The 20767-nt window shown below is 50.2% G+C and carries 20 protein-coding genes; 2 read left to right on the forward strand and 18 right to left on the reverse strand.

Annotation, left to right across the window (positions count from 1 at the left end; genetic code table 11):
• Positions 1 to 39: 39 nt before the first annotated feature.
• From ACTHRH_RS09075 to groES, 8 genes are all read right to left on the reverse strand, one after another.
• Entirely contained in the window at positions 40 to 807 is a 768-nt protein-coding gene (locus ACTHRH_RS09075) for a tyrosine-protein phosphatase (RefSeq protein ID WP_144941273.1), read from the reverse strand.
• Positions 808 to 1169: 362 nt separating this feature from the next.
• A complete protein-coding gene (locus tag ACTHRH_RS09080) occupies positions 1170 to 1709 on the reverse strand; it encodes a hypothetical protein (RefSeq protein WP_379287951.1) in 540 nt (179 codons plus the stop codon).
• Between the two features lie 77 nt (positions 1710 to 1786).
• Complete coding sequence (locus ACTHRH_RS09085) at positions 1787 to 2269, reverse strand: hypothetical protein (RefSeq protein ID WP_379287953.1); 483 nt, start codon at positions 2267 to 2269, stop codon at positions 1787 to 1789.
• 122 nt (positions 2270 to 2391) lie between these two features.
• Entirely contained in the window at positions 2392 to 2928 is a 537-nt protein-coding gene (locus ACTHRH_RS09090; protein WP_440415181.1) for a TetR/AcrR family transcriptional regulator, read from the reverse strand.
• A gap of 572 nt (positions 2929 to 3500) precedes the next feature.
• Positions 3501 to 3941 carry a VOC family protein gene (locus ACTHRH_RS09095; RefSeq protein ID WP_440415183.1) on the reverse strand — a complete coding sequence of 147 codons (441 nt, stop codon included), beginning with the start codon at positions 3939 to 3941 and terminating at the stop codon, positions 3501 to 3503.
• 128 nt (positions 3942 to 4069) lie between these two features.
• Positions 4070 to 4894, reverse strand: a complete 825-nt coding sequence (locus ACTHRH_RS09100) for a DUF6597 domain-containing transcriptional factor (protein WP_440415185.1) — start codon at positions 4892 to 4894, stop codon at positions 4070 to 4072.
• A 185-nt stretch (positions 4895 to 5079) separates the two neighbouring features.
• Positions 5080 to 6708 carry a chaperonin GroEL gene (groL, locus tag ACTHRH_RS09105; RefSeq protein ID WP_144934556.1) on the reverse strand — a complete coding sequence of 543 codons (1629 nt, stop codon included), beginning with the start codon at positions 6706 to 6708 and terminating at the stop codon, positions 5080 to 5082.
• A 79-nt stretch (positions 6709 to 6787) separates the two neighbouring features.
• Positions 6788 to 7069, reverse strand: a complete 282-nt coding sequence (gene groES / locus ACTHRH_RS09110) for a co-chaperone GroES (RefSeq protein ID WP_144934559.1) — start codon at positions 7067 to 7069, stop codon at positions 6788 to 6790.
• Between the two features lie 330 nt (positions 7070 to 7399).
• On the opposite strand from groES, the gene ACTHRH_RS09115 reads away from it, so the two are divergent.
• Positions 7400 to 7780, forward strand: coding sequence for a glyoxalase superfamily protein (locus ACTHRH_RS09115; RefSeq protein ID WP_440415188.1), 381 nt, complete (start codon positions 7400 to 7402; stop codon positions 7778 to 7780).
• Between the two features lie 73 nt (positions 7781 to 7853).
• Here ACTHRH_RS09115 and tatC read toward each other — a convergent pair whose 3' ends face one another.
• From tatC to ACTHRH_RS09135, 4 genes are all read right to left on the reverse strand, one after another.
• On the reverse strand, positions 7854 to 8606 hold the full coding sequence (tatC, locus tag ACTHRH_RS09120) for a twin-arginine translocase subunit TatC (protein ID WP_144934564.1): 753 nt from the start codon (positions 8604 to 8606) through the stop codon (positions 7854 to 7856).
• 126 nt (positions 8607 to 8732) lie between these two features.
• A complete protein-coding gene (locus tag ACTHRH_RS09125; RefSeq protein ID WP_144934567.1) occupies positions 8733 to 8987 on the reverse strand; it encodes a twin-arginine translocase TatA/TatE family subunit in 255 nt (84 codons plus the stop codon).
• Between the two features lie 203 nt (positions 8988 to 9190).
• Complete coding sequence (locus ACTHRH_RS09130) at positions 9191 to 9682, reverse strand: MogA/MoaB family molybdenum cofactor biosynthesis protein (protein WP_144934570.1); 492 nt, start codon at positions 9680 to 9682, stop codon at positions 9191 to 9193.
• A 134-nt stretch (positions 9683 to 9816) separates the two neighbouring features.
• Complete coding sequence (locus ACTHRH_RS09135; protein ID WP_440415191.1) at positions 9817 to 10422, reverse strand: 5-formyltetrahydrofolate cyclo-ligase; 606 nt, start codon at positions 10420 to 10422, stop codon at positions 9817 to 9819.
• A 312-nt stretch (positions 10423 to 10734) separates the two neighbouring features.
• Here ACTHRH_RS09135 and ACTHRH_RS09140 point away from each other — a divergent pair, with 312 nt between their 5' ends.
• Positions 10735 to 12660, forward strand: a complete 1926-nt coding sequence (locus tag ACTHRH_RS09140) for an ABC-F family ATP-binding cassette domain-containing protein (protein WP_144934576.1) — start codon at positions 10735 to 10737, stop codon at positions 12658 to 12660.
• A gap of 235 nt (positions 12661 to 12895) precedes the next feature.
• Here ACTHRH_RS09140 and ACTHRH_RS09145 read toward each other — a convergent pair whose 3' ends face one another.
• The 6 genes from ACTHRH_RS09145 to thiL all read right to left on the reverse strand — a co-directional run bounded on the left by ACTHRH_RS09145 (position 12896) and on the right by thiL (position 20476).
• Positions 12896 to 15715 carry a hypothetical protein gene (locus ACTHRH_RS09145; protein WP_440415193.1) on the reverse strand — a complete coding sequence of 940 codons (2820 nt, stop codon included), beginning with the start codon at positions 15713 to 15715 and terminating at the stop codon, positions 12896 to 12898.
• An 871-nt stretch (positions 15716 to 16586) separates the two neighbouring features.
• The gene (gene tsaD / locus ACTHRH_RS09150) at positions 16587 to 17630 is read right to left on the reverse strand and encodes a tRNA (adenosine(37)-N6)-threonylcarbamoyltransferase complex transferase subunit TsaD (RefSeq protein WP_150960463.1); all 1044 of its coding nucleotides are present in this window, start codon (positions 17628 to 17630) and stop codon (positions 16587 to 16589) included.
• Positions 17627 to 18145: a ribosomal protein S18-alanine N-acetyltransferase gene (rimI, locus tag ACTHRH_RS09155; RefSeq protein WP_144934584.1), complete on the reverse strand. Its 519-nt coding sequence runs from the start codon at positions 18143 to 18145 to the stop codon at positions 17627 to 17629. The genes tsaD and rimI overlap by 4 nt, the downstream gene beginning before the upstream one ends.
• On the reverse strand, positions 18126 to 18968 hold the full coding sequence (tsaB, locus tag ACTHRH_RS09160; RefSeq protein ID WP_144934587.1) for a tRNA (adenosine(37)-N6)-threonylcarbamoyltransferase complex dimerization subunit type 1 TsaB: 843 nt from the start codon (positions 18966 to 18968) through the stop codon (positions 18126 to 18128). The genes rimI and tsaB overlap by 20 nt, the downstream gene beginning before the upstream one ends.
• A complete protein-coding gene (gene tsaE / locus ACTHRH_RS09165; RefSeq protein ID WP_379287969.1) occupies positions 18965 to 19453 on the reverse strand; it encodes a tRNA (adenosine(37)-N6)-threonylcarbamoyltransferase complex ATPase subunit type 1 TsaE in 489 nt (162 codons plus the stop codon). Before tsaE ends, tsaB begins: the two co-directional genes overlap by 4 nt.
• A gap of 3 nt (positions 19454 to 19456) precedes the next feature.
• Positions 19457 to 20476, reverse strand: a complete 1020-nt coding sequence (thiL, locus tag ACTHRH_RS09170; protein WP_379287971.1) for a thiamine-phosphate kinase — start codon at positions 20474 to 20476, stop codon at positions 19457 to 19459.
• Positions 20477 to 20767 lie beyond the last annotated feature (291 nt).

Consider the following 20767-nt stretch of genomic DNA (forward strand, 5'->3'; position numbering starts at 1 on the left):
CAAATACTAGCACAGTTAATTTTGTGGAACAATATTACTTCAGGACCAGAGCCGGTACCATTTTTTCTTGATCGGAATTGGCTCCGAGCAGATCGAAATCGATTGGTTCTCTATGATCGCTTTCGCATTCTTTTGATAATAAGATGAGTACATGGACCCAATTTCGGTATCGATTTCAGCATAGGCCTCTCTCAGGGAAAATGGTCTTTGGGTTACGTTATGAGCATCTGAAGAAATAAAATGAATCCAGTTTCTTCTGCACATGTCCAAGCTCAGGTTTCGAATAGCAGGGCCGAATAAGCCAGTGATCGAATGGGAGGTCAATTGGCACAGAACCCCTAATTCTATTAGTTCGAAGAGTTGGGCAGGGTTCTCGGCAATTTCCTTATTGCGTTCAGGATGGGCCAGGATCGGTGTAATTTGCATAACCTTCAATTCATGAATAAGCTCTTTAATTGAAGGAGGAATACGGTGGGACGGGAATTCAATCAGTAAATAACGAGAGCCGTTCAATGTGAAAAGGCTGCCGTTATCCATATCCGAGATCAAATCGGAATACACCCTCACTTCCTGGCCCGGACAAACCTGCAGCGGAATGTCCTGCCTTTTCAGCTCTACGGTCAACCTCTTTACATTTTCCTGTGTCCTGCCTGCCGGGTTATCATATTTCCCATTAGCATGATGTGGAGTTGCAATAACTGTCCCGATACCTTCCCGCACCGCCATTCTCGCCATTTGCAATGAATGTTCCAGAGAAGGAGAGCCGTCATCCACGCCGGGAAGAATATGGCAATGAATATCTACCATTCTATTAATTCTCCTATCCTCCATAATTACACCTATTTTATGGATTACCCCATTCTCGTACAACCAACCATGGTATGAAAAAAACTGTTCTAAAAGCCTGCATCGTTGTTCTCATAAATGAGGTTAAATATTAGTGCCATTACCCTACATCATGTTATAGTCCCTTCATTCGTAAATGCCGCCAAAAATAAGCCTGTGCCTTTTGTCCTTACCAACTAATGATGCCAACCCCAGCAAAATAAATAAGGATGCTTCGAATAGGTGAGGTCACCTTCGGAAACATCCGGGAATGGAATAATAAAAAACTGCCCCAGAAGTAATATTTCTACTACACTGTGACAGTTTATATGAAGATTTGTCTTTTATTCTTTATATAATAACTTATCGTTGGCCGAATAAGCTTCGTAAATCAGTTTGCCGGGAACGTTTTCTTCCCTAATAGAATAATATAAATAGGTATTCTGCTCTCGATTGATCGTCCTATTAAAACGATACTCCTCGCCACTTTCATCGAAAGCGATGAAATGATCGATTTCTTTATCCCGACTGAGGATGAGGATGATATCCAGGTTATCTTTTCCTTTTTGTTTTAACGACTTTATTTGGGCAGTAAATGGATCGCCGCTGCTTTCATTTGGAATAGCGATTTCATCATGAATTGACCAGCCCCAATATCCTTTGGATACCAGGTAAATGTGAAAGCCATTCCCGGGATACAATACGGCCAATTTATTGTCTTCATCAACCTCCACCATAGTACCGGGCTGCCCGGATTTCTCTTTCAGAGCGTCCCACTCCGTTGGATTGACGATATATTTGTCCCAGACAAATTCCTTGAGAAGAAACAGCAAAATGAATACAGAAATAACGATAAGAGCATTTCTTTTAGATTTTGTTGTCATAGAGAGATTTTGGCCCTTTCTATAATTGTTTTCTACATGTTAATTTTATAAATCCCTCCGGCTATATAACGGTATCCTTATCTGGATAATCTGGTACGCCTGAATAGAACGATTCCGAACCCGCCCACTATAGGAGTCGCGACAAGTAAAGCCATCATGAACGTCCGGGCTTTATCCATTGGAAATCTAGTTGACATATGAATCTGCCCTAATCCTCCACCCTCACAGGACATGCGATCAAACACTGTATAATCGCCATCAAATAACAAAACAGTTTCTGTTCCTTTGATATCAGCAGTTGTTCTTTCTTTCTCTAATTTAATCTGTTCATCTTCTAATTTACATTGTACTCCTTGAATATCCAGATTAGCCGGAGTCCCCCACACTGCTACGGTTTTCGATGGTCTAGTTGAGGAAAAGGGTTCACCAGGATTAATGACTTGATTGGAAAACTGGCCCGGGGGTTGTGCTTGTTTATATACCATCCAAGCACCAAAAGGTCCTACGATGATAAACAGCATACATGATAAAGCAAATAGGGATACCGTTTTCTTTGTCATTTATCTCACACCTTCACTGGGGAAACATATCATTTATTCCCTCTTAGAAAATACGTAAATCCCTGTACTTCGTTTCAACGTCTTCCAATCTTTCTATAGCTAGTTAGAAGGAAACCGAGTTTCTATTTATCATAACATAGCTTACTCAAATAATTACCGATGTAAGTTTCAACTATGCTTTCATCAAAATGAGACGGATAAAAAATGGCTTGAAGTGTTAATCCGTCTATAAAAGTATATAAGCCGACCGATTCTTCGTCTATGTTCAGATGGTCTTTTAAAAGATTATTCTTAGCAAGAACCTCAATCATATATCTCATAAATTCTTTTGTTGATTGACGTATTTGTTCGTTATATTCACTTAATTTTTCATCTTTCATTGCCATTACAGCAAAATTGAACCACGCTTCAATTTCCATCCTTTGTTCAGGGTCCTTTAACGGGATCAATTGCTTGAGCATTTTAATAACCCCTTTAAATACGTCATCACCCTCTTGGATAGAACGATGAATCCTCTCCTCACCCCTTTTTAACAATAACTCCATAGCATACACATATAGCTCCTGTTGATTGGAAAAATAGTATTGTACGCCCCCTATAGTTAAACCTGCTTCCTCTGCTATTTTTCTTACTGTCAACCTTTCCAATCCATATTTCATCAAGGGAGCAACTTAAGTGTCAAGGTTGTTATCACCATTGCTTTATCGGCATTTTTAATTGAAGTAACGCAAGCAATACCTTATTGGGCGATGTTAGGGCTGATCACTTATCATAAATTACCCTTTCTTATATGGCTGCCTACCATAGCTGTTTATAATATCTCGATGGTGCCACCTTCGCTTGTCTTGCTATATTTATATAAAACCAATCCCAGTAAGAAAGAATTAAAATTTGTAGGGTTTAAGAAGCGATTGATGGACTCCAACGCAGCCTTGTGGGCAATTGGTGGAGCAGGGGGGATATTTCTACACTTAGGACTAAATGGAATCATTCCGCATTAATCGACTAGAATTTGTATCACAGAAAGTAGTTTACTTAGCTAAGAGGAATGAAGAAATGTGGGATAACCTTTTTTAGAAATCAAAGTGCCACAATCGGTTCTTTAGACATACAAACACCCCTTCGGGTAATTTTCCTAAAGGGGTGAACCGGATTAATTTCAAACCAACCGTAGTAGTATTGGATGGGATTCTATTATGTTGTCTTAGCAACTTAAATCAAGGTAGTGTTATTATAGTTCCTCAAGGGGCACATCCTTTATATGTGTTGCGATCCACCATATGTGTCCAAAAGGATCCATTACTCCTCCGCGTCGATCCCCTTCAACATGATTTTCTACAGGCTCCAGTTCCTTTGCACCCGCATCAATAGCTTGTGCAAAAAGTGCATCTACGTCATCAACATAAAGAAAAATATGCATCGCAGCCCCTCCAAGAGACTGCGGACTCTGCATAATCGGATATTCCGGAAACTCGTCAACGATCATGATTGGCGAATCACCGATCTTGATCTCCGCATGCCGAACCTTTCCATTGGCGTCTGTTATACGCATCAATTCAGTGGCCCCAAATGCCTTTTTGTAAAACGTTATGGCTTCGGCTGCATCCTTGATAATCATGTAAGGTGTCACAGCGTGATGACCCTCTGGTATGGCTTTTGTTTTAGGTGTCATTAAACATTCCTCCATTTCTTAAAAATTGGATGCTTTCATCCCCAAAAAAATCAGGTCAAATATTGGGAACTATTCATCAAAATTATTCTAAGTCATATTGGAATGAGTTGTATTGTAAAAAAATGACCCTATTGACCAAGCGGAACATGATTTTTTTGTTTACCTTGAAGCGATTGGTAGGTTGTTGGGCAAATGCCGGAAAAAGACCGAAAATCGTGGATAAAATGTGCCTGGTCATAATAACCGCAAGACAAAGCGATATCTATCCAATTCACTTGCTCTCCACCTTCGATGAGACGGAGCACATTCTGAAAGCGCTGAATACGGCTAAATTGTTTAGGTGTCAATCCGACTTCTTCCTTGAATACTTGAATAAATCTACGTGAGCTCAGGCCTATACGTGCAGTAACATCAGCAATTTTCCACTGATTAGGGTAGTCCTGGAATTTACTTATTGCGAATACAACAGCAGGATGGTGTTCAGATACTCCGGTCATCATCCTGATTAAATATTGTTCGAGAATTTGAAATTTAGCAAGCGGCGTTTTAGCTTCAATGAGCTGTTCCCGCATTTGGTCCGCTTTTATTCCCCAAAGTGTTTCCAAAGAGACGTGCTCATTGCACAATTCATTGGCTGGCAACTTCAGAAATGGGAAAGCACCGCCAGGCTTAAAATGGACACCCATCGTTGACGCTTGGCAGGCTGTGTCGATTACGGCGAATTCTGATCTCGGACCAGAGATCAGGCTTCCACGGAAGCTTTTGAACCGATTATGATTCTTTTGATCGTATACTTTAATCAAATTTTCTTCTAAGTTGATAATCATTTCAATGGAGCCGTCTGGAAATACACGCTCCATTTCATGAGGCGGGTTGTAACCTTTATATAACCAAAAAATATTAATAAAACCCGACAAAGGCGGCTGTGGGTGGTATGTACGGAATAAGGCCACTACAATCACTACCTTTTATATTGTCCCAAAGACATTTTCCTAATAATACCATAGAATAAGGTGGACAAATAATAAAGAGCTGCAAAAAAAATCCCCCCTCATTAATTAGAGGGGGGTTCGCAATCATAATTCCGCTCACATTCTAAGTGACAATCCTTGGTGTATCAAGGTTTTTACGGAACGACTTACATCATGCCGCCCATGCCACCCATTCCGCCCATGTCAGGCATAGCCGGCTTATCTTTCTCAGGCTTGTCGGCAATGACAGCTTCGGTGGTCAGGAACATAGCGGCTACGGAAGCTGCATTTTGCAGTGCGGAGCGGGTAACCTTCGCAGGGTCTACGATTCCTGCTTCGATCATGTTCACCCATTCGCCGGTTGCTGCGTTGAAGCCTACGCCGATTTTCTCGCCTTTCAGGCGCTCAACGATAACGGAGCCTTCCAGACCAGCATTGCTGGAGATGGTACGTACCGGCTCTTCCAGTGCGCGAAGAACGATGTTTACACCAGTCTTCTCGTCGCCGGAAGCATCTACAGCTGCTACAGCATTGTATACGTTAACCAGCGCAGTACCTCCACCGGATACGATACCTTCTTCTACTGCAGCACGAGTAGAGTTCAGGGCGTCCTCGATGCGCAGCTTGCGCTCTTTCAGTTCGGTTTCGGTAGCTGCTCCAACTTTGATGACAGCTACGCCGCCGGACAATTTAGCCAGACGCTCTTGCAGCTTTTCTTTATCGAATTCGGAAGTAGTTTCTTCCAATTGGGTTCTGATTTGCTGGATACGAACTCCGATATCCTTCTTGTCGCCGGAACCGTCCACGATGATCGTGTTTTCCTTAGTAACACGAACTTGACGGGAACGTCCAAGCTGCTCGATGCCGGTCGATTTCAGCTCAAGACCGAGCTCTTCCGTGATCACTTGACCGCCGGTCAATGCAGCGATGTCGCCGAGCATAGCTTTGCGGCGATCTCCGAAGCCAGGAGCTTTAACAGCTACGCAAGTGAATGTACCGCGCAGTCTGTTGACTACGAGGGTAGCCAGAGCTTCGCCTTCCACGTCTTCTGCGATGATCAGCAGCGGACGTCCTTGCTGAACTACTTTCTCCAATACAGGAAGAACTTCCTGGATGTTGGAGATTTTCTTGTCAGTGATCAGGATGTACGGATCTTCCAGAACAGCTTCCATCTTGTCCGTATCCGTGATCATGTAAGGAGAAATATAACCGCGGTCGAATTGCATTCCTTCCACGACTTCCAATTCGGTAGCGAAGCCTTTGGATTCTTCAACGGTAATAACTCCGTCGTTGCCGACCTTTTCCATTGCTTCTGCAATCAGTTGGCCAACTTCTTCGTCGCCGGAAGAAATAGCGGCAACTTGAGCGATAGAGTTCTTGCCTTCGATCGGCTTGGCGATCTTCTTCAGCTCTTCTACAGCTGCTTTAACCGCATTCTCGATTCCTTTGCGGATAACCATCGGGTTAGCGCCGGAAGTAACGTTCTTCAGCCCTTCGCGGATCATCGCTTGAGCCAATACGGTAGCGGTAGTCGTTCCGTCACCGGCTACATCGTTAGTTTTGGTTGCTACTTCTTTAACCAATTGAGCTCCCATGTTTTCGAAAGCGTCTTCCAGCTCGATTTCTTTCGCAATGGTCACGCCGTCGTTAGTGATCAACGGGCTTCCGAATTTTTTCTCAAGAACGACGTTGCGCCCTTTAGGACCCAAAGTCACTTTTACAGCATTTGCTAAAGCATCTACACCACGGAGCATCGCACGACGTGCGTCTTCGCTAAACATAATGTCTTTGGCCATGTTATAAACCCTCCTATTTCAATAGGTACTCAAAAAATTTACTTTCTCTAACGTCGAAACGAATCGATATCTATCAGGTTTAAGCTAATACAGCGAGAATGTCGCTTTCACGCATGATCAGTAGCTCGCGGCCTTCGAATTTCACTTCGGTACCAGCGTATTTGGAGAAGAGTACACGGTCTCCTTCTTTAACTTCCAAAGGAATGCGTTCCCCGTCTTTCACCGCACCGCTGCCTACTGCAATTACTTTGCCTTCTTGCGGCTTTTCCTTAGCCGTGTCGGGCAGAACAATACCGCTAGCAGTAGTTTCCTCCTTAGCAATGGCTTCGATAACAACGCGATCGCCTAACGGTTTGATCATGGATAAATAGCCTCCTTTAATTTTTGCTTTAGCGGCCTATGTAGCCGAATTAGCACTCGTTCGATTCAAGTGCTAATAACACTTTTTATCATAAACATTTTCCAATGCTTTTGCAAGTAGTTTTGAGGGAAATTTCATATTTTTTTGCCGCTCTGAGTAAAAAGAACACGTTCCGCGGCCTCAGCCCTTCAGCCGAGGAAATTTGAAGCGTTTTCCATTGCTCCACCTCATTTTTCAAACGATGCCGCACCCGGTTTATTTCCCTCTTTAGGTTCGCTACAATACGATTGAGGCCGAAGATTTTATCTTGAAAATGAGGAGGCTTTTTTCATGGATTCTTTAAACGGCAAGTTCACATCGGTTACGCCTATTCTGCGAATCTTTGAAGATAATAAGGCTAAAAAGTTCTATCTCTCTTTCCTGGAATTCCAATTGGATTGGGAGCACCGGTTTGAGGAAGGAGCCCCGCTGTACATGCAGGTCTCCCGTGACCAAACCGTCCTTCACCTTTCGGAACATCATGGGGATTGTTGTCCGGGCTCTGCTATTCGTATTCAAACTGAGAACATTGCCGCCTTTCATGAAAGATTGCTGTCCAAAAATTACGCATATGCCAAACCCGGGCTGGAAACAACTCCGTGGGGTACTTTAGAGGTTAGCGTTACGGACCCTTTCGGCAATCGGCTAATCTTCTACGGCCATCCCGAATGACCTCATTCCTATAATCCAAGCAAAAGAAAGCCAGGGCACCTTCCCTGGCTTCCATACCATTCAATTATGTGAATCAATCTCCGAATTCTTCTTCCCACTGCCTGTCCCTCTCCAACTGCTTGCGATAGATCATGCCCGACAGGAAAACACTGAATTCGTATAACAGAATCAGCGGAATGATAACGAGGATATCGGAAATCAAATCCGGCGGAGTAATTACCGTACCGACAATCACAAGTATCATATAGGCGTATCTGCGCATTTTCCGAAGACGCGGGGGGGTGAGAATTCGCAGTTTGGTCAGAAACATGACGACGATGGGAAGCTCGAACAGCAATGAAATCGGCAGCAAAATGTTAAACATGAAAGAAAAATATTGTATGATCCCGTAGGTTTCCGTCAACCCGATGCTCCGGTTAACAGAAGATGTAAACATGAAGGCCATCTTGAACACAATAAAATAAGCAAAAGCAAGCCCAAGAAGGAACATCACAACCGTAAACGGGATGTACCTCAGGGTAGCCCTTCTTTCCACTTCCCGCAGGCCGGGTCTGACGAAAGCCCAAATCTGATACAAAGTAAAGGGCAGGACCACAATAAGAGCAATAATAAAAGCAAACTGCATATAAACCTGGATACCATCCCACAGGGAGAAAGCATTCCATTCAATCTCCGAAGCGGGCGGCACCGATTTAAAATATTCCAAAAGATGAATCGCCGCAAAGAAGCCGCCGATCATCGCGATGACCAAAACAACAATTACCCAGATCAAGCGTCTGCGCAGCTCAGACAAATGCTCGACCAGGGTCATCGATTCTTCCTGCATAGCTTCACCAACCGATCTTTCTCTCTGTGGAGGCTGTCCAACCCGCCTTCATGACCTGCAGCAGAATCAGTGCCGGGCCGATTGAACTTAAACCTTATGCGTCAGCACGAAAAACCGCAGCCCGGATCAGTCCGGGAGTCTTTTCGTATCGCGAGTGCGATCGGAGTCTTCAGACATGGAAGCGCGAGATTGGGTATCTTCCTGATACACCTCTTTACGCTTGGGCTGATCATCGTCCGGCATAATATCCTTCGCTCCGTTCTTGAATTCCTTAAGCGTTCTGCCGAAGGCCCGTCCCAGCTCGGGAAGCTTGTTCGGTCCGAACAACAGGAGCGCGACCAGAATAATCAATATAATTCCAGTAGTTCCGATTCCTGACATCCTCTGCAACTCCTCTCTGCTTTATATCTTGCACCGGGGATGCCGGTTAAAGCATCCGCAGTTCTTTCAATCATATCTGCAGACAAACCATTCCTGGGCGTCTGCCGCAATAATTGATTCTATTATACCCCCAACCCTGTTGGATGTACAATCAACAAAATATGAACGTCCATTGAACAAATCATGACCAGAATATGCTAAAGCTACATTATTTCTTTATTCTTCCTGCCGAGAGCATTCAGTGCTGCCGGAAGCTGTTCGATAATGGCTCTCATTCCCTCATGAACACCTTCCGGATGTCCCGGCAAATTGATAATTAGAGTCGATCCGCGGATCCCGCACACACCTCTCATCAGCATGGCTTCCGGAAACTTCTGCATCGACTTCATTCTTATGGTCTCCGCCAAGCCGGGAACCTGCTTGTCTACGACCTGCAGCGTCGCTTCGGGAGTGACATCCCGCGGACCCAGTCCCGTGCCGCCTGCCGTAAAGATAAGATCCGCTTGATAATAGTCGGTCATCTCGATCAATGACGCCATAATCTCCTTCAATTCATCGGGAACAATTCGGTACTCCACAATTTCTCCGTTCATCTCTTCCTCAACCAATTCACGGATAACCTGGGCGCTGGTATCTTCCCTCTCGCCTCTGGATCCTTTATCACTGGCGGTAAGAATAGCCACTTTCCAGCGCATGAGAGCTCCTCCTCTTCCATAACTGTTTGATGATTTTCGCTTCGGATCTTCCTGTCCGGCCGTTGCCTAGAGGCAAGACCGGTTTCTTCCATCATATAAATAACGGGCGCCGCAATCAACACCTGTACTGTCGGTTAGCGGATAACGGCGCTTTCCGTAATCAGAACGTCCACCCTGTAGTCGTGCTCTTCTTCCGGCACTTCCGGAATGATCTGCACATCGAAGGCCAGAGCCAGCCTGACGGGAATCATCAATCCTTGCCGCCCGTACCGGGAGAGAAAACGATCATAGAATCCGCCGCCGTACCCCAACCGTCTCCTGCAGGCATCGAAGGCCAGGCCGGGCATAAGAATACATCCGATCCGGTCGAGCTTCGTCCATACCGGGCAATCCGGCTTGGGCTCCCGGATCCCCCAAGGGCCGTTCTCCTCTACTTCCTCCATGGAAGAGATCATGACCGGCTCCATCTCCTTGCTAACCGGGTTAGATCGCGGAGCGGTTACGGGAATTTGCCGGCTCCAGGCCCATTCTATAATCGGCGTAACATCAAGCTCCGTTCGGAAGGGGAGGTAAGTAAATAATGCCCGTCCCTCCGACAACAAAGAAGACTCCTCCGTTAAATACCGGATAGCCTCTTGGCAGATCCTTTCGGATTTCAAACGGCGCTCGGATTCGGCGAGGCCGGATCGCCGCGCCTCGGCTTCCCGGCGAAGCCGCCGTTTCCGGTCCATATCGGTCATGATATATGCATGCCCCTCTTGTCCTCGATTGATCTTGTAGACTAATTGTAGCATAACGGCCATATGGAAGAATAGCTACTTTGGAGCCGTTTCCGAAAGAGCGCTATCCAGTCAATATCAACTGTCAAATAACATACAGGCCGTGGCGGCAGCCAAGCACTTTTGGTTGGAAGACCCTCCCCTCTTTCGATTATCCGGCACTCCTCCCGCTTTCTGAACCGACGATTTCCGGTACTGGTCCGAAGCCCATCCATCAGTTAAACTAGATAGTAGTTATCCCGATGCAAGTATCTATTCCGGAGGTTAATATAAATGCTGCTTCAAGCTTCAAATTTATGTAAAAATTACGGTGTTCGCCCTGTGCTCACCAACATCTCCCTGCAAATTTCGGAAAGGGAACGAATCGGCCTGGTCGGTGTGAACGGAGCGGGCAAATCAACGCTTCTGCAAATTCTGGCCGGCGAGCTTTCCTATGACAGCGGGGAACTGTTCAAATCCAAAGAGGCACGGATCGGTTATTTGGCCCAGAACAGCGGATTGAACTCGGAACGGACCCTCTATGAAGAGCTGAGAACGGTATTCTCTCATCTGCTGGAGCTGGAGCAAGAGCTTCGCGAACTGGAAGTCCGCATGGCTGATCCCGAGCTTCTGAACAATGAGAAGCTTTATGAAGAAACCATGAATCGTTATGCGGCCCGTTCGGAGACTTTCCGCGAGCAGGGCGGCTATGAAATGGAAGCGAAAATTCGCGGGGTTCTACATGGGATGGGCTTCGGAGACTTCCCTCCGGACACCGTGGTGAGCACCTTAAGCGGAGGGCAGCGGACAAGACTTGCCTTGGCCAAGCTTCTGCTGCAGGAGCCCGACTTGCTGATGCTCGATGAGCCCACCAACCATTTGGATATCGCTACACTAACCTGGCTTGAGGATTACCTGCGGGGCTACCCGGGCTCGATTCTGGTCGTCTCTCACGACCGGTATTTCCTCGATGCCCTTGTCCAGACGATCTATGAAATCGAGAGGCACTCTTCCCGCCGGTATACGGGGAACTACTCCCGTTATATCGAGATCAAGGCAGCCGACTATGCCGTTCAGCTTAAGCACTATGAGAAACAGCAGGAAGAAATCGCCCGAATGGAAGACTTCGTCCGGCGCAATCTTGCCCGTGCCTCCACGACCAAACGTGCCCAGAGCCGCAGGAAGGCATTGGAACGAATGGAACGGATGGACAAGCCTCTCGGCGATTTAAAGAAAGCCTCCTTCTCCTTCGAAATCGATCGAACGTCCGGCAAGGAAGTGCTGCGCGCCGACCAAATAGCCGTTGCTTACGATGGGCATGAGCTGTTCACGAATGTCTCCCTGCACCTGAATCGGGGAGAGACCGTGGCTCTGATTGGCCCTAACGGGGTCGGCAAATCGTCTCTGCTGAAAGTCATCACCGGCCGACTGAAGCAGGAGCGGGGAACCTATGAATGGGGGAGCAACGTCACTATCGGCTTCTACGATCAGGACCAGTCAGGACTTAATCCCAATCATACCGTCCTTGAGGAAGTATGGAATGCCTTCCCCCATTTGGAAGAGGCCCGTATCCGCACGGTGCTTGGTAACTTTTTGTTTAGCGGGGAAGATGTGTTCAAGAAAATTTCCGCCTTAAGCGGAGGGGAAAAAGCACGGGTTTCCCTGGCCAAGCTGATGCTGCTGAACGCCAACGTCCTAATCCTGGACGAGCCCACGAACCATCTCGATCTGTTCAGCAAGGAAGTGCTGGAGGCCTCTTTGATCGATTATGAGGGAACCTTGCTGTTTATTTCCCATGACCGGTACTTTCTGAATAAAATGGCCGAGCGCGTTCTCGAGCTGTCCCGCGACGGGATTACCGGTTATTTGGGGAATTATGACGACTATATGGAGAAAAAGCAGGAGCTTGCCGAGCTGCAGGCCGAAAGCGAACAAGAGAAGCCCACGAACGGCGGCCGACAGCAGCCTGTTGAACCACAGAACGATTATGAAGCGGATAAAATAGCCAAACGGGAGGAACGCACCCGCAGGCGCAAGCTGGAACAACTGGAGCAGGAGATCGCCAAGGTCGAGCAGGAGATAAGCGATCTTGAGGCGGAACTCGCTCAGCCGGAAATCTTTAACGATTACGTCCTCGTACAGCAGAAGAACAACGACCTGGAACAGAAAAAAGTGCACCTCGAGCAGCTGTACGAGCAATGGGCAGAATGGATGGAATAGGCTTGACGTGCCGAGATTCGTTCGTCTGCGGCGCACCTTGTCGGGGGATGGTCCAAAAGGGACTATCCCCTTTTTCGAGGCTTTTGGATCAATAGCTGATGGGGGCCCCAATAGCGAAAAGCTTGCCTTCCTTTATCATCCAGCAGGCATCGCTATGCCGGTCACTGATTCGTTAAGTAATTGATTAAAATGACGCTTGTCTTAGTCAAAATTGAATAAATGTGCGGAAGCATTTTCATCCGTCGGACGACTCCTCCACCTGCTCTTCCAAGGAAAGAAGCAGCAGGGGTACGGCCGCATAGGTCATCATCGTCCCCGCAGCGACAATGCCCGAATCGTTGAAGAGGAATGCCGTAACCGTTCCGATGGTTATGGCTGCCCAGCCGTTGAGGAAAGCGGGATAAAGCCTTCTCCACCTGCGGAATCTCCGCGGCGGCTTCACCAAGATTGCCAGCATGACCAGAACGCAGGTCAGAACCACTTTGCTCCAGATGGACGCCCCGAGCAGGTGCACGTTCATCTTCAGCTTCCTCACGAGAATGTCCTTGATCTCCGCCAGATCTCCCGCCGCCAAATACCGAAAGGCATCCCCGATATGACTATGCTGCCCTCCCTTAAACCATACATTGGCCACCCATAGAACCAGAATGCCGCCCACCAGCAGAAGTCCCAGTAGAAGCGCTGTCCGCAGCTTCGTCCCACGCTCCCGGAACTCATGTCCCGGCTGTTTTGGCACCGGCTTTCCGGACCGGGGCGTCGTCCGCCCGAACTCTTCCCCTCCAGAAACCGTTAGTACGTACTGTCCCAGCCCGGGTTGACGCTCAATAGATGCCCGGTCAGTGTGAACTAACTCCGGCTGCCCGGATCGGGGCGTTTGTCTAAGTACGGGCAGATTTCGCAAGGGAATGGGAGGGCCCAGATAACGGACAGCGCCTGCGCCTGTCTTCGGCACCCGCCCTCCACCCCGCAGCGGCTTCTTTTCCGGCCAAGCAGAAAGCGGTGAGGACCATCGCTCCCCTCTGCGTAGGCCGAACCAGGCCGCCCCGCAGGTCACTGCCGCCGTTATGGCACCACCCGCATTAGCCCCGCCGACCGGAGAAGCCAGATAGATCAGCAGCGCGACATACAAAGCCGCCAGTCCCCAATGGAACAACCGATCGGCTGCGGGAGCTGCCGGGCCGATCGCGCGGCCAGACCGGGCGGCTGCGGGAGACGCCAGGCGCTTCGGCCGGCCAGACCGTCCGGCTGCAACTGAAGCAGACCCGGGCATGGAACCCGCGGGCTGGCCCTGCCGCTGTTGGGCCCATGCCATCGTTCCCAACACAGCCGATCCTACCAGCACGCCCATTAGTTCATTGCCGATTCCATAGAACCGGGCTCCGATAATCGGATCGTAACCAAGCACCGAGCGTTTCATGACGTTCGCTCCGGTCCAGCCGTCCAGCATGAGCACCGCTGCCGTGGCGAGGCCGATCCAGGTGCAGCCGGCCCAGAGGCTTCTGCGGACCAGCCACAGACTGATGGCTGCCAAAACAACCGGCAGCAGCGCTATTTGCGCGGCATTCCATAACGCCGTACCCTCTGCGCTGGCCAGGGATAAGCCTCCGCCGCCCGGCTTCGGGCCATGGATAGACAAGGTCCCATTCAACCCGGGGCCCAAGGCAAACAGTAGCAAGGGGGCCGCCGGAATCGACCACAACAGGCCGCGCACCAAGGGCCGCCCCTCTTTTTTACGGGACAACGCATAATAAAGCCCGATTAATAACACCCCAATTTCATATACCGTAAAAACGGATAACAAAGGGAGCCTGACGCGATAAACCGCCTCCATCCGCCCTATTTCCCCCAGCAGGTATGCGAGCGGGTCGGCATGCGGCTTGATCTGAACGGCTTTTCCCGTCCATTCCGCAGCTCCGGCCAAACCTAACCGCTCGGTAACGGACGGGGTCAGATCCCACATGACGGCAACTCCATCCCGGCGGGTGGACTCCGTATAAATCAACCCCCTTCCGCCATCGTTGCGATGCATAATCCATGGAGCCATCGTCAGCTTCCTCTTGGCAGCATCCGAATGAACTACTGGGGATAAGATCCACAGATCTTCCTTATCCGCAATCTCCCGGCGAACATTTCCTATGAACGAATCCATTTCCTTAAGTACATCCTGCATTTGGGCCGCGAAGCTTTCCTCCGAATAAAAGGATCTAACAGCATATAACCGCTGCAAGTCCCCCAATTCAATAAGCGTGACAGAACGATTGTCCCTCTGTTTCCACTGATCCAGGATGGCCGAATAGTCCGTGCTTACCCCTCCGGCACGCCAGGGCGATGATCTCAACAGAGACCGGCTGACATCCCCCTGGGCCACGGTTCCCTCCAGATTCATTAGCGCCAATGGCGCGTACCGTTGAAGACCTTTCGCCGGATCGGCTTCCGAGACTATATCCGCATTGCCCCAGACATTGGTCTGAACCTGATTCCTTCCTAAAATGTCTCCCAACGAACCCGGCCTTCCTCCATAAGAAGTGGCCCGGTTCGTACTCGCCAGCCCTTCAATAGCGGGAACGAAAATCGCTTCCTTCCCGGAAGGGCGTCCGGTGTATCGCTGATATAGCACATCAGCCGGAACCTCCTCTACCGTTTCCCAACGGTTATACCCCTGAGCACCGCCGCTCACACTCCGTCTTCCCGCTCCGATGGAAGCGTAGCTGTCTTTGCCCCCTTGCCCCGCAAGCCTTGCATTGACCGCCCCCAGCACTCCTTCCTGCAATAGCCGGCTCAACTCCGGCATCACCCTTAAGCTGGGCTCCCGAAGCTCCAGGAAAGACAAACCGGGGATAGAGATAATCGTCAAGCGCTCCGCTGACTCCCTCTCTTCGGACGAGTTCACACGATGAACCGGCTGCCCGGAGACAGGGCTTCGCCGCGCTATGTTGTCCTTCAGATAAACCTGTCCCAGATGCCCCAGAACAGCGAAAAACAATATGTACCCGGCCGATACCAACAGCCCTGTAAGTAACAGCAAGAAAGAACGAACACTGGATTGGGACCCCATTTTCTTCCTCCCGGTCTTGTGAAAGTACGCCAGAGGTTACTTGAAAATAAAGATGACTTCCAACATCGCCCCATGACTTCGGCCAATAGACGTTTACCTTAATCTGGAGCTTTGAATAGATCCGCCAATTCCTAGTCTCGTCTTGAATCCCTGCAGACATACTCCGTACAAATACCTTCCAAGAATAGCCCCGGCAATAACCCGATTCTCGCGCCAAATCTAAACAACGGACGCACTTGAATTCCAATTAGACGCGTCATTCCGGGTACGGCACCGGCAAAAATGAAAATAGATGGATTTCTCAAGGTAGTCCCCATGCCGCTGACGCGAAGCCTTCCGATGGAGAAATCGACACGAGGTGAGTGGTTGGCTAATTTCAGGTATTCGTTTAATCCCTTTGTGCATTTTTTCATCCTTCCCGGAGCTATCCACCCGCTAAAAAAAAGCCCTAACCGTGTATCTGCTGCGAGCTTTCGCCTGGTTTCTTTTACTACCCGAATATGAACAAAAATGTCCACATCGTTATCCACAAGTGGATAATCGAAAAATCAAAGGAAAATTAGAAAAAAAACATGACTATCAACAACTTTATCCACATTATCCACAGTTTTTGTTGAAAAAACTATCCCGAAGCGGGGATAATTGTCGCCCTTACTCTCCCATAGACTTTTTGATTCTATTCACATTGTCCACATAGGTTGTGGATAACTATGTCCACAGAGTCCTTACCTCGTCATTTTTCTACATGAAGCGCAAAAAAACCGTCTGCCCCCCATACGGGTGAGGCAAACGGTAGATTTCTTACATTATTAAGTTGTGGATAAACGATTGTGCGTCCCAATTTATCTTAATTGGCATCGACGATGCCCCTCTAAACCGACCATTCTTCTAATGAAAGTAACGGCTCGGCCTTCATATCAAAGGATGAAAACTGCCCGCGCGTATATTTCAAATACGCAGCCGCACCGATCATCGCCGCATTATCCGTGCAATATTCGAACGGGGGAATGACCAGAGGAATTCCCTCCTCGGCGCAGCGTCCCGCCAATTCGGTCCGCAGCCCGCGATTCGCGGCCACTCCGCCCGCCAGAAGAAGCTGCCGTGCGCCTGTCTCCCGAACGGCGCGCACCGCTTTCTCCACGAGCACGTCGATGACCGACTCCTGAAAGCCTCTGGCCACATGTGCGGGGTCCAAAGCCTCCCCTTTCATCTTCGCCTGGTTCAGGACGGCCAGAACGGCCGATTTCAAGCCGCTGAAGCTGAAATCGTATGAGCCCGGCTCCAGCCAAGCTCTTGGCAGCGTAATGCTCTCCTTCGCTTCATGAGCGAGCCGGTCGATATGCGGTCCGCCAGGATAGGGGAGCTGCAGGGCCCGTGCCACCTTGTCGAAGGCCTCTCCCACCGCATCATCCCGGGTCAGTCCGAGAATGCGGAAGCGCCCTTCCTCCTGCACATGAACAATTTCCGTATGGCCTCCCGATACGACCAGCGCGACCAACGGGTACTCCAGCTCTCCTACCAGACGGTTCGCATAGATATGGCCGGCGATATGATGCACTCCGATTAGCGGAAGCTCAAGCGCCGTGGCCAATGCTTTGGCCGCCACCATCCCTACAAGCAGCGAACCGACAAGCCCCGGACCGTGAGTAACCGCCACTGCCGACAGCTCGGCCGGGCTCACGCGGGCTTCCCTAAGGGCCTCTTCAATAATCCATGTAATGGTCTCCACATGCTTCCTGGAGGCCACCTCCGGAACGACCCCTCCGAATTTGCGATGGGTCTCTATTTGACTGGAGACGATATTCGATCTGACCTTCGTTCCATCCTCTACGACAGCCACCGAGGTTTCATCACAGCTTGTCTCAATGGCAACTATATAACAAGGCTGCTTTCGCAGCTCTTCCGCCGGCTTCATTCGCCTCCACCTGCTCCTTTCTTGGATGCCTGAGGGGACTTGTTCAATTCCGCCCACATAATAATAGCGTCCTCATTGTTGTCGGTATAGTATCCTTTGCGGACCCCGCTGTCCTCGAAGCCCATTTTCCGGTACAGATTCCGGGCGATGGCATTCGATTCCCTGACCTCCAGGGTCATTCGCGAAGCGCCCATATAGGCTGCGGTCTTCTGCAGCTCGCCGACCAGCTTCCGACCGAGCTTGATGCCCCGGTATTTCTCCCTGATCGCTATGTTGGTAATATGAGCTTCATCCATAATCAGCCACATCCCGGCATAGCCGGCCACTTCCCCATCGTATTCCATCACCATATAACGGGCGAAGTGATTATTGACCAACTCGTTATAAAAAGCGGCTGCCGTCCAGGGAGTAGGGAAAGCCTCCTCCTCGATTTGGCAGATTTGCTCAATATCGTCCACCTGCATCAAGCGAAAAACAAGCTTGGGCGAGGTGTCGTTATGGACGCTTTTCTCCATCCCTTTTTCCTCCCGAGGACGTTTTGGCCAACAGCTTCGCTTCTGCCTCGGCCAGCTGCGTGTAATTGGGCACCAGCCGGTGCACGTCATCGTGAATTCCGGCCGCATGAAGCCGTAGAGCAAGCCTACCGACATCATATGCATGGATATCATGAGGGTATGCCCCTGATTCTCCGCTCCATTGCTCCGCCAGGCGTCCTATAGCATCGGCGAAGGCCCCGACTTCTCCGACAAACCGGATTTGCCGCGGTCTGGATTTCTCCGGCTCGTTCCGGGCCGCCTCCGCCAGCTCCTCTACCCAAACCTCCAGCAGTCGGATTCCATCCTCGCGAATTCTACTCCACCGTCCGGACCCGGAAGCAAATAAAGCCGTATAGACTTGTCCCCGGCGAGCATCCATCAGAGGAACGATCCAGGATGGACCCGGCTGGCTGTCTTCACGGACTTGCGCTTCCCTTTCCGTCCCGGCCATCGATTCGGCAGCGCCCAAGGCCATCGCTTCCAGGCTGGACACTCCGATGACCGGCTGCTTCAGCGCCCACGCCATCGTCTTCGCCACGGTGATGCCGATTCGAACGCCCGTATAGGAGCCGGGCCCCCGTCCGACAGCGAAGCCGTCCAGATCAGCCGGACGAAGCTGGAGCTCAGCCAACAATTCGTGAATGGTGGGCAGCAAATACATCGAATGGTTACGCTCCGCCCGCGAATTCCGTTCGCCCAATAACCGTTCTCCCTCCAGCACCGCGACGGTCATCGCAGAGGTGGAGGTATCCAGGGCAAGCCATCTTCCGCTTGTATTCTGTATCTTGGTTTCTTCTGTCATATGAAAACTCCGTTCTGTTTCAACGTCTCGCACCAATGCCTGTAGACCGGCCCTTCCGGAGTCAACAGGAACCTTCGCTCCTGCAAGCCGGTCGTTTCGATATAGATCGTCAGACGCTCCTCCGGAAGCAAATCCGGGATCCGGCTGGCCCATTCCACGACCGTTACCCCGTCGCCATAAAAATACTCGTCCAGCCCGAGCTCATCCGCCTCTTCCTCGGTTATCCGGTACACATCCATATGATAAAAAGGAAGCGATTCTCCCGAATATTCTTTAATGATGGTAAAGGTCGGGCTGTTGACCACATCCGCCACCCCCAGAGCCCTGGCCAACGCCTGGGAGAAGGTTGTTTTCCCGGCACCGAGATCGCCGTCCAATGCCAGCACGGTACCGGGCGTCATCATCGGGGCCAGCGCTTCGGCCAAGCGTGACGTGTCCTGCTCGTTAGCAGACCCATAAGTATACTGCGGCTGCGTAGTCATCATCCCCTAATTGTCAAAATGATTATAGCCCCGCTTGTCCACAGGCTCTATAGCTCCGCTGCGGCGAAGCAGCCGGACGCCCGTGAACCGCTCGCTCACCTCGCCGACGATCGCCAGCGGAATGCCGTGTCGGCTGAACAACGCGGCCAACTCGTTCACTCCCTCGGGCCTCACCGTTCCGAGCAGCTGATAATCCTCGCCGCCGCCCAAGATCCAATCGAGCGGTTCCCGGGAGGCCAGCCGCGCATATTCCGCCAAGTCCGGATGCACCGGCAGCCGCCCTTCCTCCAGCAGCAGACCGACGCCGGACGCTTCGGCAATCTCCGCGGCTTCGCTGGCCACGCCGTCGCTAACATCGTTCAGCGCCCCGGCGAAGCCAGATTGCAGCAGCATTCGGGCGGCTTTCACCTGCGGCTGCGGCCTCTGATGCGCCTGCACAAGAAAGCGGTAAGGCTGCGTAAGCTCGCCGATGGAATCGGCAGCCTGCTGCCTACCGAGCAGATAGTGCAGGCCGGCGGCGGAGCAGCCCGGATAGCCGGTGACGAAGACCGCGTCACCCGGACGGGCAGAAGAGCGGACTAACGCCCGCCCTTGCTCGATCTCTCCTATAATGGTAACGGCAAGCACTATTTCACCCGGGGTTGAAGTCGTATCCCCGCCCGCCACCGTAACTCCGAATTGTTCGGCGCATTCGTACAGCCCTTCGTACAGATTGTCCAACCGGGATACAGGTACGTTCTTGGGTGCGCTCAGCGACAATAAAGCATATCGCGGAATGGCGCCCATGGCGGCGATATCGCTAATGTTAGAGGCCATGGCCTTGTATCCGACGTCACTGTCTTTCATAGTCACTCGCTTGAAATGAACTTCCTGCACCATCGTATCGCAGGACATGACGATTTGCGATCCGGACGGCCAATCCGCCACAGCCGCATCGTCTCCAATTCCGACCGCCAGAGGCGGAAGAGCCGCCCCGGTTCGTGTCCTGCGTTCGGTCAGGCGACGGATAAGAGCAAATTCGTCCATACTTTCAAGGCCACCCTCATTCAGTATTGAACATATTATAGCCCTCTGTTAAAGATGCCGCAAGAAGCGCTGTCGAATTACCGAATCAGACCGCCGTCCGCGCCAAACCGATAAGTGGGGCTAAATCTGAGGCTGTCTTTCATTTGTAGGAAAGGTGTACAACAGGATGTATAGTGAAAAGTCCAATTGGTATAGTATCAATGAAACTGGTTATGGTTAAACAGCGAAAATGTAACGGAACTGGGAGACCCTATTTCGTCAAAATAGGCCGTTTTTTTAAACTAACGGAAC

Origin of the sequence: Paenibacillus sp. SAFN-117, assembly GCF_051966115.1 — a bacterium.
GTDB lineage: Bacteria > Bacillota > Bacilli > Paenibacillales > NBRC-103111 > Paenibacillus_L > Paenibacillus_L residui.